Raw genomic sequence first — 12,802 nt, 5'->3', positions numbered from 1 at the left:
CGCCGTATCTCAGAGCTTTCGAACTCCGCCGTGAACTCTACAGAAAACCAGGCGACCAAGCGCTCAAACACGCTCTCGACGCCGCGCTCTGAAAATCAACAACGTGCTTCACAAGAGCGACATGGGTAAAAAAGGCCGCCTTCGCAGGGCTTCGCCCCGCTCCGGCGGTCGAACCGCGCGCCGCAGGCGCGCGGATGCTCGGTACTGAGCGGCTGTGTACCGCTCCGAGAACTGTACGGAGGGGAGGAACCCCTCCGAGAATCACGTCACCCGGAAGAGTTCTTATGGCGTCCGAGACGATACCCGGGGTATGGACGGAGACAGCGGGGGCGGGACGGGACACACTTCGACGGGGGGAACGACGGACGGGGAAGTGAGAAGTAGCATGACCAGTGAGGGATCGAGTTCCAACGATATCGGAGCCAAGGACCTCAAAGCGCTGGGGTACGACGTCGAAGTGGACGACCCGGAGGCGGACTCGACGGACTCCGGGCCTTCGGTCGCGAAGTACGCCCTGTATCTCGCTGTCCTCGTCGCTGTCGTTCTGGTCGTACTGTTCGGTCTGTGATATCACAGACGAGAACTGTCGTAATCAGCGGGTAGATCTGCTGACCGGACGACATTTCCCGGCCGTTCACGTCTGTTCTCGCACGAATTCGACGAACTCGTCGGCGCGCACGTCGCAGCGGACCGCCGGCTTGAACCCGCCGAGGTGGGCCCCGCGCTCGGTCGCCGACGCCGGCGCCAGCGCGTCCGCGACCGCCTCGTCCATGTAGTAGTTCGGCCCCTGTCGCCGGTCGCTGAGCCGCACCGCCCGGTCGAGAAGGCCCCCCGGCTCCTCGCCGGGCACGATCACCACCGGCCGCGGCCGGTCGGTGAACTCGGGGTCGTGGTAGTACAGGTCGCCGTGGCCGGCGAAGCGCTTGGCGTGGGCGTTGTCGGGGTGCTGGGCGAGGAGTTGCTCCACGTCGGCCCGACCCATCGACGGGTCGAGCACCACTGGCGATTCCGCGACCGTGAAGTAGCCGAACAGATAGCGGTGCTTGTAGTCGCTGTCGGGGCCGGGGAAACCGCCGTAGAACGCGACGATGTCGCCGGGTTCCAGTTCGCGCAGTTTCGCCACGTAGCCCGGCCGGTGCTCGCCGTAGGTGAGTGCCGCCAGGTTCGGGTCGCGGTGGACCGGCTGCTCGCGGACCGCCGCCGGGTCGGTGACCCACTCGCCGTCGCTGCCCGGGCGGACCCCGTCGAGCAGGTCCGCGAGCGTCCCCTCACCGTGGCGCCGGTCGAGCGAGCCGTAGGTGGCCGTCTCGGTGGTCGCGCCCTTCTCCGGGATGGGGACGTACTCGAAGCGGCCCTCGGCGTCGACGCCCGGGACTGGGCGGACGTTGCCGGTGTCGGCACCGACGCCGCAGCAGACGACTGTCACGGCCGAGAGTTGGAACGAGGTGAGAAAAGTCGGACGATCGCTATCCGCTACCGGCTTTCGACGACCCGAGAGAGTTCTTCGGCGGTCGACTCGTCGAGCGCGCCGTGATACTCCGTCAGGGCCGCATTACCGGCGAGCCGCCTGACGACATCGGTGAAGGACTTATCCTCTCGTCTGTGGCGTTCTAGCTTCTCGTAGGCGTCGTCCGATAGTGTGACCTCTCTTGCCATATTCAAACATCCATTTCCGAACACGAAAAAGTTCGAGCCGAACTACGGGAGCCAGGCTTCCGACCTCGTCACTCCCGCAGCGCGTCCTCGCGCTCGGTCGCCTCTACGGTTTCCTCCTCGACGCTCGTGGCGACGACGGCGGGCTTGTACGCGCCGCCGTCGATGAGGTCGTGGTCGGAGACCGACGACTCGACGAAGCGGGTGAAGGCGCGCCGTTCCGGCGGGAGTTCGCCGTACAGCACTTCCTCCTCGACGAGGTCGTAGACCGGGATCCGCGGGGTGAGCAGGGTGTTCTCGCCGACGACGGAGTTCTCGCCGACGACGAACCCGGAGGTGACGCGACAGCCCGCGCCCAGGGAGACGCCGTCCTCGACGATGACCGGCGCGTCCTCGACCGGTTCGAGGACGCCGCCGATGAGCGTGTTCGCGCCGAGTTTCACGTCGTCGCCGATCTGCGCGCAGGAGCCGACCGTATCGCAGGAGTCGACCAGGGTCCCGTCGCCGACGTGGGCGCCGATGTTCACGAACGCCGGGGACATCAGGATCGCGTCGCTGCCGACGTATGCGCCGCGGCGGATGACCGTCCCGTCCGGCGTGTTGCGCGTGCCGCGCTCGCCCAGGTCCTCGGTCTCGCGCAGCGGGAGCACGTCGTGGTAGGCCACGTCGCCGTACTCACGGGCCTCCGTCTCGCGCAGGCCGAAGTTCAGGAGGATGCCCTGCTTGACCCACTCGTTGGCCTCCCACTCGCCGCCGGACTTCTCGGCGGCCCGCACGTCGCCGGCCTCCAGCGCGGCGAGGAAGTCGTCAAGGGTCGCGAGGTGGTCGTCGGTCGCGTCCGCGGCGGTCAGTCCGTCCTGCTTTCTGGCCCAGAGGTCCGCGATGTCGGATTCGAGACTCATACCCGAGGCGTGACACCCCGGGGGCAAAACACTCTCGGAGTCGTCGCCGCGCGGAGGAAAGCATTTGTCGGACTGACTGAAACACCTGTACGATGACCGGTTTCGTTCGAGGCGAGTCGTCCGATCCGGAGTGTGAGGACGTCGAGGATCGCTGGCGCGCGATCCGGACGTTGCTCATCGCTCTGGGTCTCACGCCGACGTTGCTCGTTCCGTACACGACGGGGTCGTTCGGCCCTGTCACGACCGGGTCGGCCCTCACGGCGATACCGCTCGGCGCCGTCGCCGGCCTCGTCACGTCGCTGGTCGTCGACCGTGTCGATCTCCGCCACGTGAACGACGCGGTCGCGCTCGTCGGAATGCTGGCTCTCGCCGCGGTCGCGGTGGTGGTCGTCTGGCTCGTGGTGCCACCCGGAGCGACGCCGTCCTTCGCCGTCGGCTGTGTCGCGTTCGTCTGGGCGCTGGCGCTCGGCGGCGTCGCCCGACACGTCGTGTGGCCGCGATTCGCGGCGAACGCGGGGTGACCGAGACGCTCAGGCGTCGTCGATCACGTTGTCGAACTCGTGCCAGCCGTCGCCCCGGTCTGCCAGCCAGACCGCCGCGTCGAGCGCTCCGGCGGCGAAGACCGCGCGGTCCTCCGCACGGTGGGACAGCGAGACCACCTCGTCGTTGCCCGCGAGAACGAGTTCGTGTTCGCCGCGAACGTCACCCGCACGACGGGCGAAGACGCCGATCTCGTCCTCGTCGCGCGGGGCGTGGCCCTCGCGGCCGTAGACCGGTTCCACGTCCCGCTGCTCCTGGACCGTTTCAAGGATGGTGTTCGCCGTCCCGGAGGGCGCGTCGACCTTGTCGTTGTGGTGGGTCTCCGTCAGTTCCAGATCGTAGCCGTCGAGCGCGCCGACGGCCTCCCGGACGGTCCGCAGGAGAGTCTGGATGCCCCGCGAGAAGTTCGTCGCCTTGAGGACGGGGATCTCGTCGCTGGCCGCCTCCAGCGCGTCGAACCCCGCGTCGTCGAAGCCGGTGGTCCCGACGACCAGACCGACTCCCGCCTCGACGCAGGCGTCGACGATGCCAAGCGTCGCGTCCGGCAGCGAGAAGTCCACGACGGCGTCGGGGTCGTGCTCGGTCAGCGCGGCCGGGACCTCCTCGGCGCCGACGACCGGAACCCCGTCGATCTCGCCGGCGTCGGTCCTGTGGAAGCCGACGACGACTTCCACGTCGCCGCGCTCGCTCGCCGCCTCGATGACCGTCCGACCCATGCGCCCGGCTGCGCCGTTGACCGCGACCCGCGTGCTCATCGTTCGATCTCGGCGTAGTCGTCCTCGTAATCGAAGGTTTCGGATTCCAGGTCGTCCAGCACAGCCTGCAGGTCGTCGCGGTACTCCTCGGAGAGCCGCGTCAGCGGCGAGCGCAGCCGCGCCGGGCCGTACCCGCGGATCTGCATCGCCTCCTTGACCGGGATCGGGTTGGTCTCGACGAACAGCTCGCGGAAGAGGGGACCGAGCCGGTGGTGGATCTCCCGGGCGCGCTCGTAATCGCCGGCCAGCGCCGCGCCGACCATCGCACAGGTCCGTTCGGGCTCGACGTTGGCGGCGACGCTGATCGCGCCGGTCCCGCCGACAGAGAGCATCGGCAGTGTCATCCCGTCGTCGCCCGAGAGCACGTCGAGGTCGGTGTCCCGGGTCCGCTCGATGATCTCGCTGATCTGTCCCATGTCGCCGCTGGCGGCCTTGTAGCCCTGGATGTTCGGGTGTTCCGCGAGTTCGGCGATCGTCTCGGGTTCGATGTTGCGCCCCGTCCGGGAGGGGACGTTGTAGACGATCTGCGGGAGGTCGATCTCGTCGGCGATGCGCTCGTAGTGTTCGACGAGGCCGCGCTGTTCGGGCTTGTTGTAGTACGGCGAGATGAGCAGGAGCGCGTCGGCGCCGGCGTCGGCGGACCGCCGGGAGAGCGACAGCGCCTCGCGGGTGTTGTTCGAGCCGGAGCCGGCGATGACGGGCACGTCGTCGACCGCGTCGACGACCGCCTCGACGACCTCGATATGTTCGTCGTGGGTCATCGTCGCGGACTCGCCCGTCGAGCCGCAGGGGACGAGGCCGTCGACGCCCGCGGACTCGAGCCGCTGGGCGTCCGCTCGGAGTGTCTCGAAGTCGATGCCGCCGTCGTCGTCGAACGGCGTGCACATGGCGGGGTACACGCCGCGGAACTGGAATGTCATTGGTCGGTGTTCGCGTCGGTGGGTGATATGTTGGTGGGTCGCGGTGCGGTTGGGGTCGCGGCCCGCCGGAACCCGGTGGCCGGCGACCGGTCGAAACCGGCCCGCGACGAGTGCGCTACGCTCGCCGGGAGCCGCTCACGACCGTTTGCGTTTCGGAGAAGCGGCGGATACGCCCGGCTCGCCGGCGCCGTCGACCGCGAGCACGGGGTGGTCCATGTCCGTGAGAGGCGCCCCGAGCGACTTATTCGTTGCGGACGCCGCCCCGTCGCCGCACGACTCCGCCGCGGGGGTCGCCCGCTCAGTTCCGCATGAACGCCCGCAGAACCTCCAGTTCCTCGTCCTCGGTCACGCGGTCGGACTCCATGCAGGCGTGGACGACCTTGTGGGCGAGCTCCGGCGGGAGCGGTGCCCCGGCGCCCTCGCCGTCGGCGTCGTGGGTCGCGTGCACACGCGACTCGACCGCCTCGACACGCGCTTCGAGGTCGGCGAGTTCGCCTTCGATCGCGTCGTCCGTCCCCGGGTCGCCCGCTTCCGGATTGTCCGCTCCCGGGTCGCCCGCTTCCGGATTGTCCGCTCCCGGGTCGCCCGGGCCCGTTCCCGACTCGCGCTCGCCGGCGTCGGTCCCGCTCGTCGTCGACCCCTCCTCGGTGTTCACCGCGTCGTCGGCCGCCGTCTCCCGGGTCGCCGCGTCGCCCGCCGTCGTCTCCCGGGTCGTCGCATCGCCGGCCCCGTCGTCGGACTCGCCGCGGACTCCGTCGCCGAAGACCGCCTCGGCGAACGCGCGACGCTCACCCCACTCGAAGCCCGGGATCGCGTTGAGGCGGCGGCTCACCGTCGCCCGGGTCACGTCCAGCTCCTCGGCCAGGTCGCCCTGCGAGGCCCCGGGGCGCTCGTACAGCGCCCGGAGGGTCCGGCGCTGTTTCTCCGAGAGGTCGGCCGCCGTCGGGGCCTCGCCGCCCGTGTCGGCCGAGGCGTCGGCCGCCGAATCCTCCGGTTCGGGAGGCGACTCCCCCGGCTCGGTCGACGCCCCCGACTCGGTCGGGGAGTCGTCCGCGCCGGTCGATCCCTCGGTGTCGGTCGGGGAGTCGTCCGTGTCGGTCGAGTTGCCGTCGGCATCGGACGGCGACTCGCCCGTCTCGTCGTTCGAACCGTCCGTGTCGGTCGCGGGCTCTGTCTCGGGTGGTGAGGTGTTCGCGGCGTTCATGGATTCGTCCTCCGGGTCGGGGTCGCGACCGGGGTCGCCGTACTCGTCGAGGACGCGCTCGACGAGGCTCGGCGACGCGCCGCTGACCTCCTCGGCGATCGCCGCCATCGACGCGTCCGGGTCCGATTCGGCCACGTCGAGGATCCGCCGGTGGATCATCGCACGCGGCTGCCCCGGTCCGCGGTCCGATCGGCTCATTGACGTATCTACAGTCTATCGACGCTAATAGGCCTTCCGCTCGGAGAGAGATTCGAAGGACGACTCGGGTATCGTTCCGCCGCTTCGACGCCACTACCGGGTGAGTCGGTCGCGACCGCACGCAGGTATTCCGCAGCCGACGGCGCTCGGACTGGCCGTGTCGGGCGGGAGAACGCGACTGCGAGCGGGGCGGGCGCGTCAGTCGTCGGCCTGCCCGTGGCTCGCGGCGCCGCTCTCGGAGGCTGGAGCGGCCGGCTCGGGCAGTTCGGTACGCACGTCGGCGTGCTCGCGCTCCGCGATGACCTCGGCGTAGGCGTCGGGCATCACCTTCGTGAAGTTGTCCAGCTCGTCGTCCCAGTCGGCCAGCAGTTCGGCCGCGCGGTCGGAGTCGGTGTACTCGGCGTGGTTCTCGACCAGCCGGGTGACCATCTCCCGGTCGAGTTCGTCGATCGTCGGCTCGATCGAGACCATGCCGGTGTTGGCCTTCCGGGCGAACTCGCCGTCGGGGTCGTAGACGTAGGCGACGCCGCCGGACATCCCGGCCGCGAAGTTCTTGCCCGTCTCGCCGAGGACGACGATGGCGCCGCCGGTCATGTACTCGCAGCCGTGGTCGCCGACGCCCTCGACGACGCCCTTCACGCCGGAGTTACGGACGGCGAACCGTTCGCCGGCGACGCCGTTGACGTAGGCCTCGCCCTGGGTCGCGCCGTACAGCGCGACGTTGCCGATGACGACGTTCTCGTCGGCCGCGTAGTTTGCGTTCTCGGGGGTCCGGACGATCAGCTTCCCACCGGAGAGGCCCTTGCCGACGTAGTCGTTGGCCGAGCCGACCAGGTCCATCGTGACCCCCTGCTGGAGGAAGGCGCCGAACGATTGGCCGGCGGTGCCCTCCAGGCGGCACTCGATGGTGTCGTCGGGCAGGCCCTCGCCGCCGTACTCGCTGGAGATCTCGTTCGAGAGCGTCGCGCCCACCGCGCGGTTGGTGTTGTCCACGTCCGTCGAGATGGCGACGGGCTCGCCGGACTCGATGGCGGGCTCGGCTTCCTCGATGAGCTCCCAGTCCAGCGACCCGCTGACCTCGTGGGTCTGCTCGCGGGTCTTGTAGCGGTCGTCGTCGCCGGCGGGCTCGGCGATGACGCTCGACAGGTCGACCTTCTTCGCCTTGGGCTGGGTCACGTCGGTGCGCTGGGCGAGCACCCCGGGGCGGCCGACCATCTCGTCGACGCTGGTGAAGCCCAGCTCGGCCATGATCTCCCGCAGCTCCTGGGCGACGAAGGTCATGTAGTTGATGACGTGCTGTGGCTCGCCCGGGAACCGGTCGCGCAGCTTCTCGTTCTGGGTGGCGACCCCGACGGGGCAGGTGTTCTCGTGGCACTGGCGGGCCATCACGCAGCCGGAGGTGACCATCGACGCGGTGCCGAAGGCGTACCCCTCGGCCCCGAGCAGGGTGGCGACGGCCACGTCGCGGCCGGTCTTCATCCCGCCGTCGGTCGTCACCTCGATCCGGGAGCGCAGGCCCGTCGCGCGGAGCATCTGGTTGGCCTCCGCGAGGCCCAGTTCCCACGGGAGGCCCGCGGACTTGATGGAGGTCTTCGGCGAGGCGCCGGTCCCGCCGTCGTGGCCGGAGATGTGGACCTTGTCGGCGTTGGCCTTGGCGACGCCGGCCGCGATGGTGCCGATGCCGTCCTCGGCGACGAGCTTGACGTTCACGTCGGCGTCGGGATTGGAGGCCTTCAGGTCGTGGATGAGCTGCTTGAGGTCCTCGATGGAGTAGATGTCGTGCAGCGGCGGCGGCGAGATGAGCCCGACGCCGGGCGTCGCGTAGCGGACGTGGGCGATCATCTCGTTGACCTTCTTGCCGGGGAGGTGGCCGCCCTCGCCGGGCTTGGAGCCCTGGGCCATCTTGATCTGCAGCTCGTCGGCCGAGGCGAGGTAGTGGCTGGTGACGCCGAAGCGGCCGGAGGCGACCTGCTTGGTCGAGCAGTTCTTCTCGGTGTCGAACCGCTCGGGGGGCTCGCCGCCCTCGCCGGTGTTGGCCGTCGCGCCCAGCCGGTTCATCGCGATGGCGTTGTTCTCGTGCATCTCAGGCGACAGCGACCCGAGGCTCATCGCCGCCGTCTCGAAGCGCTCGACGATCTCCTCGACGGGCTCGACCTCCTCGATCGGGACCGGGTCGCGGTCCGAGTCGAACTCCAGCAGTCCTCGCAGCGTCTGGAGTTGCTCGTTCTGGTCGTTGATCTCGCTGGCGAACTCCTTGTAGCGCTCGTAGTCGCCCGTTCGAACGGCCTGCTGGACCTTGCCCACCGTCGAGGGGTTCCACTGGTGGTGGATACCCCCCGAGCGGTTCTCGAACTCGCCCTGGCGTTCGAGGTCCGGGTCCTCGCCCCAGGCGACCTCGTGGCGGTCGAGCAGGTCCTCCTCGATCTCCTCGAGGCCGATGCCCTCGGTCCTGTTGGCGGTGCCCTCGAAGTACTCCGCGACGAAATCGGAGGAGAGGCCGACCGCCTCGAAGATCTGGGCGCCCTGGTAGCTCTCGACGGTGGAGATACCCATCTTGGCCATCGTCTTCAGGAGGCCGTCCTCCAGGGCGTTGACGTAGGCGTCGATCGCGGTGGAGAGTTCGGCGCCGTCCGGTCCTGCGACCAGATCCTCGATGGTCTGGTAGGCGAGGTAGGGGTTGACCGCGCCCGCGCCGTAGCCGACGAGGGTGGCCATGTGGTGGACGGTCCGGGGGTCGCCGGACTCGAGGACGAGCCCGACGTGGTTGCGCAGGCCGTTGCGGACGAGGTGGTGGTGGATCCCGCCCACCGCGAGGAGGCTCGGGACGGCGACGCGGTCCTCGCCGGCCGCCCGGTCCGAGAGGACCAGCACGTCGTGCTCCGTGGCGGCCTCGGTGGCCGCCTCGCGGGCGTCCTCGACGGCCTCGCGCAGGTCCGTCTCCGACGGGTCGTAGGTGATGTCGACCACCTTCGAGGACATGTCGTTCGCGTCGAGCTCGCGGATCGCCTCGGTCTGCTGGTCGGTGAGGATCGGCGAGTCGAGCACGAGCTGGCGGGCGTGTTCGGACGACTCGTCGAGCAGGTTGCGCTGGTAGCCCAGCCGCGACTCCAGCGAGGTGACCAGCTCCTCGCGGATGTAGTCCAGCGGCGGGTTGGTGACCTGGGCGAACAGCTGCTTGAAGTAGGTAAAGAGGGGACGGTTGAACTGCGAGAGCACCGAGAGGGGGGTGTCGTCGCCCATCGAGCCGACGGGGTCCTTGCCTTTCTCGGCCATCGGTTCGAGCAGGTGGTCGACCTCGTCGTAGGTGTAGCCGTACTGGGCCTGGTAGGCCCGCAGCTCGTCGAAGTCGTGCTGGGGGAGGTTGTCCGGATCCTCGACCACCTCGGCGAGGTCGACCTGCTCGTCGGCGACCCACTCGCCGTACTGCTCGTCGGTGAGGTCGTCGAAGACCTCCTCGTCGGGGATGACCCGACCCTCCTCGGGGTCGGCGAGAAACAGCTGCCCGGGCTGGAGGCGCCCCCGCTCCTCGATGTCGGCGGGGTCGGTGTCCAGCGCGCCCGCCTCGCTGGCCATCACGAGCGTGTTGTCGGTGGTCACGTCGTAGCGGCAGGGCCGCAAGCCGTTGCGGTCGAGGACGGCGCCGACGCGCTCGCCGTCGGTCGCCGCGACGAGCGCGGGGCCGTCCCACGGCTCGACCAGCGAGGCGTGGTAGTCGTACCAGTCGCGGCGGGCGCCGCTCACGTCGTTGGCCTCGCCCCGCCACGCCTCGGGGATGAGCATCCGGAGCGCGTGGGGCAGATCACGACCCTCGAGCATCAGGAGTTCCAGCGCGTTGTCGACGCTCGCGGTGTCCGACTGCTCGGGGTCGTCGATGATCGGCTTGAGCTTGTCCACGTCGTCGAACGCGTCGGACTCGAGGTCCGTCTCCCGCGCGCGCATCCAGTTGATGTTGCCCTGGATGGTGTTGAACTCGCCGTTGTGGATGATGCCGCGGTAGGGGTGCGCGAGGTGCCACGCGCCGAGCGTGTTCGTCGAGAAGCGGGCGTGGACCATCGCGAAGGTGGTGTCGACGCGCTCGTCGGTCAGGTCCGGGTAGTAGCCGGCGACCTGCTCGCCCTTCAGCAGGCCCTTGTAGACGACCCGGTCGGTGGCCAGCGAGACGACGTAGAACCGCTCGTGGCCCGCCGGCTCGGTCTCCTCGACGTGGGTCTCGAGGGCGCGCCGCGCGGTGTACAGTTGCCGGTCGAAGTCGTCGCCGGTCAGTCCCTCGGCCGACTCGACGAAGACCTGCACCATCTCGGGCTCGGAGTCCAGCGCCGTCTGTCCGAGGTCCGAGTTGTCCGTGGGGACGGTCCGCCAGGCGACCACGTCGAGGCCCTCGTCGGCGAAGCGGTCCTCGACGACGCCTTTCAGTTCTTCGCGGGCCTCGTCGTCTTTCGGGAGGAACAGCGATCCGACCGCGTACTCGCCGGGCGTGAGGTCGGCGTCGACCTCGTCGGCGAAGAAGTCGTGGGGCGTCTGGATCATGACGCCGGCGCCGTCGCCGGTCGCCTCTTCGGCGCCCGTGGTACCGCGGTGTTCGAGGTTCTCGAGCAGCTCCAGTCCGTCCGCGAGGACCCAGTGCCCACCGTCGCCGTCGAGGTCCATCACGACCCCGACGCCGCAGTTGGACCGCGCGTCGGCCGGGTCCGCCAGCCGGTGGTCCCCGTCGTCGCGAGAGAACGTACTCATGTGTCCCGTCCCTTCCCGGTACCCCGATAAAACGGTTTGCCTGATAGACTATATGACCGTTATATCCACACTAAGGGATATTAGGGACTTTGAAGGTGTATTACCTCACGAACGAACAGGATAATATCGCTGACTGATCGTAGTTGATCCAAACGACGGTACTGAACAGTATAAAGATGCCTGAATGGCGATGAAACGATACGAACGATCGAAAAACGAGATTGAAACGTAACGGGGCCGACCGAAGTTGACGGACGTGTGAGCGTCGGCAGCGACTCAGGGCCAGGTGCCGGCCTGTTCGGCGGCGTCGAGGACGCGCTGGATCGCGACGACGTAGGCGGCGACGCGGAAGCTCGGCAGGTTGTGTTCCTCGTAGGCGTCGACGAGGTTCCAGAACTGCTCGACGGTGATGTCCTCGAGCTCCTCGTTGACGCGCTGTTCGTCCCAGTAGAAGCGCTGGCGGTTCTGCACCCACTCGAAGTACGACACCGTGACGCCCCCGGCGTTGGCGAGGATGTCCGGGACGATGACGACGTCCTTGTCCTCGAGCACGTCGTCGCCCTTGGGCGTGATCGGGCCGTTGGCGGCCTCGGAGATCACGTCGGCCTGGACGCCCTCGGCGATCTCCTCGTCGATGGCGTTCTCGAGGGCAGCGGGGATCAGGAGATCCACGTCGAGCTGGAGCAGTTCGTCGTTGGAGACCTCCTCGTCGGCGCCGTGGTAGCCGACGACGCTGCCGGTCTCGCGCTTGTGGTCCTTGGCGGCGACCGGGTCGAGGCCGTCCTCGCTGTAGATCCCGCCGCTGGAGTCGGAGACGGCGACCACGTCCGCGCCCATCTCGTCGATGAGCTTCGCGGAGAGCCAGCCCGCGTTGCCGTAGCCCTGGACCGCGACGGTCGCGCCGTCGACGCTCTTGTCGAGGTAGTCGAACGCCTCGCGGGCGGCGATGACCGTCGAGCGGCCGGTCGCCTCGACGCGGCCCTCGCTGCCGCCGCTGGAGATGTCCTTGCCGGTGATGACGCCCGGCTCCGTGGTGTTCTCCAGCGTCTCGTAGGTGTCCTTGATCCAGTTCATCTCCCGCTGGCCCGTGTTCACGTCGGGCGCGGGCACGTCACGGTCCTCGCCGATGATCGGCGTCAGTTCCTTGGCGAAGGCACGCGTGATGCGCTCCAGTTCGTCCTCGGAGTAGTCGTCGGGGTCGATGACGATGCCGCCCTTGCCGCCGCCCAGCGGGATGCCCACCGTCGCCGTCTTGTAGACCATCCAGCCCGACAGCGCCTTGACCTCGTCGCGCGAGACCTGCGGGTGGTAGCGGATGCCGCCCTTGTAGGGCCCGCGGTCGCCGTTGAACTGCGAGCGGTAGGCGCGGAACACCTCGATCGACCCGTCGTCCATCTCCACCGAGAGGTTCGTCTCCAGGATGCGCTCGGGGTTTTTCAGCCGCTCCAGCATGCCCTCGTCCACGTCGAGGTACTGTGCAGCCTCGTCGATCTGTTCCTGCAGGCTCTCGAAGGGGTTGACGTCGGATCCCATGTATGAACGCTCGTCGACTTCTGGTAAAAATAAAACGGAATCGTTCAGGAAATAGGCTCTATTCAGTTAGATTATTATCGGGGAAGGGGATACTGACAATAATAGGTATATAACCACATAGTTATCTCTCGGATCTACGGGAGCGAACCGCCGGTCGCGGCCGCCGGCCAAGGGGCGATCCGGGCGTCGCGTCGGTGCCGGTCGACACCGCTGCGGGGCGGATCGATCCCCTCGCCTGACGGCGATTTCACACGAAATCGGCCGGCGTCTGCCGGTCGTCAGCCCGGAGTCTGACGGCCATTTATGTCCCGCGACGAATCACCAGCAAACGCCGGGGGCGCGGTACGGTCACACGCTCCCGTTCCC

The 12,802-nt window shown here is 68.5% G+C and carries 10 protein-coding genes; 2 read left to right on the top strand and 8 right to left on the bottom strand.

Annotated features, from left to right (window positions below; translation table 11 throughout):
* Window positions 1–310 precede the first annotated feature (310 nt).
* On the top strand, window positions 311–568 hold the full coding sequence (locus ACMGFG_RS23135) for a hypothetical protein (RefSeq protein WP_436932652.1): 258 nt from the start codon (window positions 311–313) through the stop codon (window positions 566–568).
* A 66-nt stretch (window positions 569–634) separates the two neighbouring features.
* Here ACMGFG_RS23135 and ACMGFG_RS23130 read toward each other — a convergent pair whose 3' ends face one another.
* From ACMGFG_RS23130 to ACMGFG_RS23120, 3 genes are all read right to left on the bottom strand, one after another.
* Complete coding sequence (locus tag ACMGFG_RS23130; protein ID WP_436932651.1) at window positions 635–1,426, bottom strand: Nmad3 family putative nucleotide modification protein; 792 nt, start codon at window positions 1,424–1,426, stop codon at window positions 635–637.
* Between the two features lie 47 nt (window positions 1,427–1,473).
* Window positions 1,474–1,656, bottom strand: coding sequence for an antitoxin VapB family protein (locus tag ACMGFG_RS23125; RefSeq protein ID WP_436932650.1), 183 nt, complete (start codon window positions 1,654–1,656; stop codon window positions 1,474–1,476).
* 68 nt (window positions 1,657–1,724) lie between these two features.
* Window positions 1,725–2,555: a 2,3,4,5-tetrahydropyridine-2,6-dicarboxylate N-succinyltransferase gene (locus tag ACMGFG_RS23120; RefSeq protein WP_436932649.1), complete on the bottom strand. Its 831-nt coding sequence runs from the start codon at window positions 2,553–2,555 to the stop codon at window positions 1,725–1,727.
* Between the two features lie 92 nt (window positions 2,556–2,647).
* Here ACMGFG_RS23120 and ACMGFG_RS23115 point away from each other — a divergent pair, with 92 nt between their 5' ends.
* Entirely contained in the window at window positions 2,648–3,076 is a 429-nt protein-coding gene (locus ACMGFG_RS23115) for a hypothetical protein (protein WP_436932648.1), read from the top strand.
* 9 nt (window positions 3,077–3,085) lie between these two features.
* Here ACMGFG_RS23115 and dapB read toward each other — a convergent pair whose 3' ends face one another.
* From dapB to ACMGFG_RS23090, 5 genes are all read right to left on the bottom strand, one after another.
* Window positions 3,086–3,850, bottom strand: coding sequence for a 4-hydroxy-tetrahydrodipicolinate reductase (gene dapB / locus ACMGFG_RS23110; RefSeq protein WP_436932647.1), 765 nt, complete (start codon window positions 3,848–3,850; stop codon window positions 3,086–3,088).
* Window positions 3,847–4,770: a 4-hydroxy-tetrahydrodipicolinate synthase gene (gene dapA, locus ACMGFG_RS23105; protein WP_436932646.1), complete on the bottom strand. Its 924-nt coding sequence runs from the start codon at window positions 4,768–4,770 to the stop codon at window positions 3,847–3,849. Before dapA ends, dapB begins: the two co-directional genes overlap by 4 nt.
* Before the next feature lie 298 nt (window positions 4,771–5,068).
* Window positions 5,069–6,172, bottom strand: coding sequence for a winged helix-turn-helix transcriptional regulator (locus ACMGFG_RS23100; RefSeq protein WP_436932645.1), 1,104 nt, complete (start codon window positions 6,170–6,172; stop codon window positions 5,069–5,071).
* A 198-nt stretch (window positions 6,173–6,370) separates the two neighbouring features.
* On the bottom strand, window positions 6,371–10,903 hold the full coding sequence (gene gltB, locus ACMGFG_RS23095; RefSeq protein WP_436932644.1) for a glutamate synthase large subunit: 4,533 nt from the start codon (window positions 10,901–10,903) through the stop codon (window positions 6,371–6,373).
* Between the two features lie 276 nt (window positions 10,904–11,179).
* Window positions 11,180–12,436, bottom strand: a complete 1,257-nt coding sequence (locus ACMGFG_RS23090; RefSeq protein ID WP_436932643.1) for a Glu/Leu/Phe/Val family dehydrogenase — start codon at window positions 12,434–12,436, stop codon at window positions 11,180–11,182.
* Window positions 12,437–12,802 lie beyond the last annotated feature (366 nt).

The organism is Halosimplex halobium (genome assembly GCF_051414055.1).
GTDB classification, from domain to species: domain Archaea; phylum Halobacteriota; class Halobacteria; order Halobacteriales; family Haloarculaceae; genus Halosimplex; species Halosimplex halobium.
Note: the sequence above shows the minus strand (reverse complement) of the source record. Positions and strands in the feature narration are given on the sequence as shown.

Bases quoted from the DNA above. Each gene is read 5' to 3' on its own strand.
- ACMGFG_RS23120 (WP_436932649.1), bottom strand. From the start codon at position 2,555: ATGAGTCTCGAATCCGACATCGCGGACCTCTGGGCCAGAAAGCAGGAC.
- dapB (WP_436932647.1), bottom strand. From the start codon at position 3,850: ATGAGCACGCGGGTCGCGGTCAACGGCGCAGCCGGGCGCATGGGTCGG.
- dapA (WP_436932646.1), bottom strand. From the start codon at position 4,770: ATGACATTCCAGTTCCGCGGCGTGTACCCCGCCATGTGCACGCCGTTC.
- ACMGFG_RS23100 (WP_436932645.1), bottom strand. From the start codon at position 6,172: ATGAGCCGATCGGACCGCGGACCGGGGCAGCCGCGTGCGATGATCCAC.
- ACMGFG_RS23115 (WP_436932648.1), top strand. From the start codon at position 2,648: ATGACCGGTTTCGTTCGAGGCGAGTCGTCCGATCCGGAGTGTGAGGAC.
- gltB (WP_436932644.1), bottom strand. From the start codon at position 10,903: ATGAGTACGTTCTCTCGCGACGACGGGGACCACCGGCTGGCGGACCCG.
- ACMGFG_RS23125 (WP_436932650.1), bottom strand. From the start codon at position 1,656: ATGGCAAGAGAGGTCACACTATCGGACGACGCCTACGAGAAGCTAGAA.
- ACMGFG_RS23135 (WP_436932652.1), top strand. From the start codon at position 311: ATGGACGGAGACAGCGGGGGCGGGACGGGACACACTTCGACGGGGGGA.
- ACMGFG_RS23090 (WP_436932643.1), bottom strand. From the start codon at position 12,436: ATGGGATCCGACGTCAACCCCTTCGAGAGCCTGCAGGAACAGATCGAC.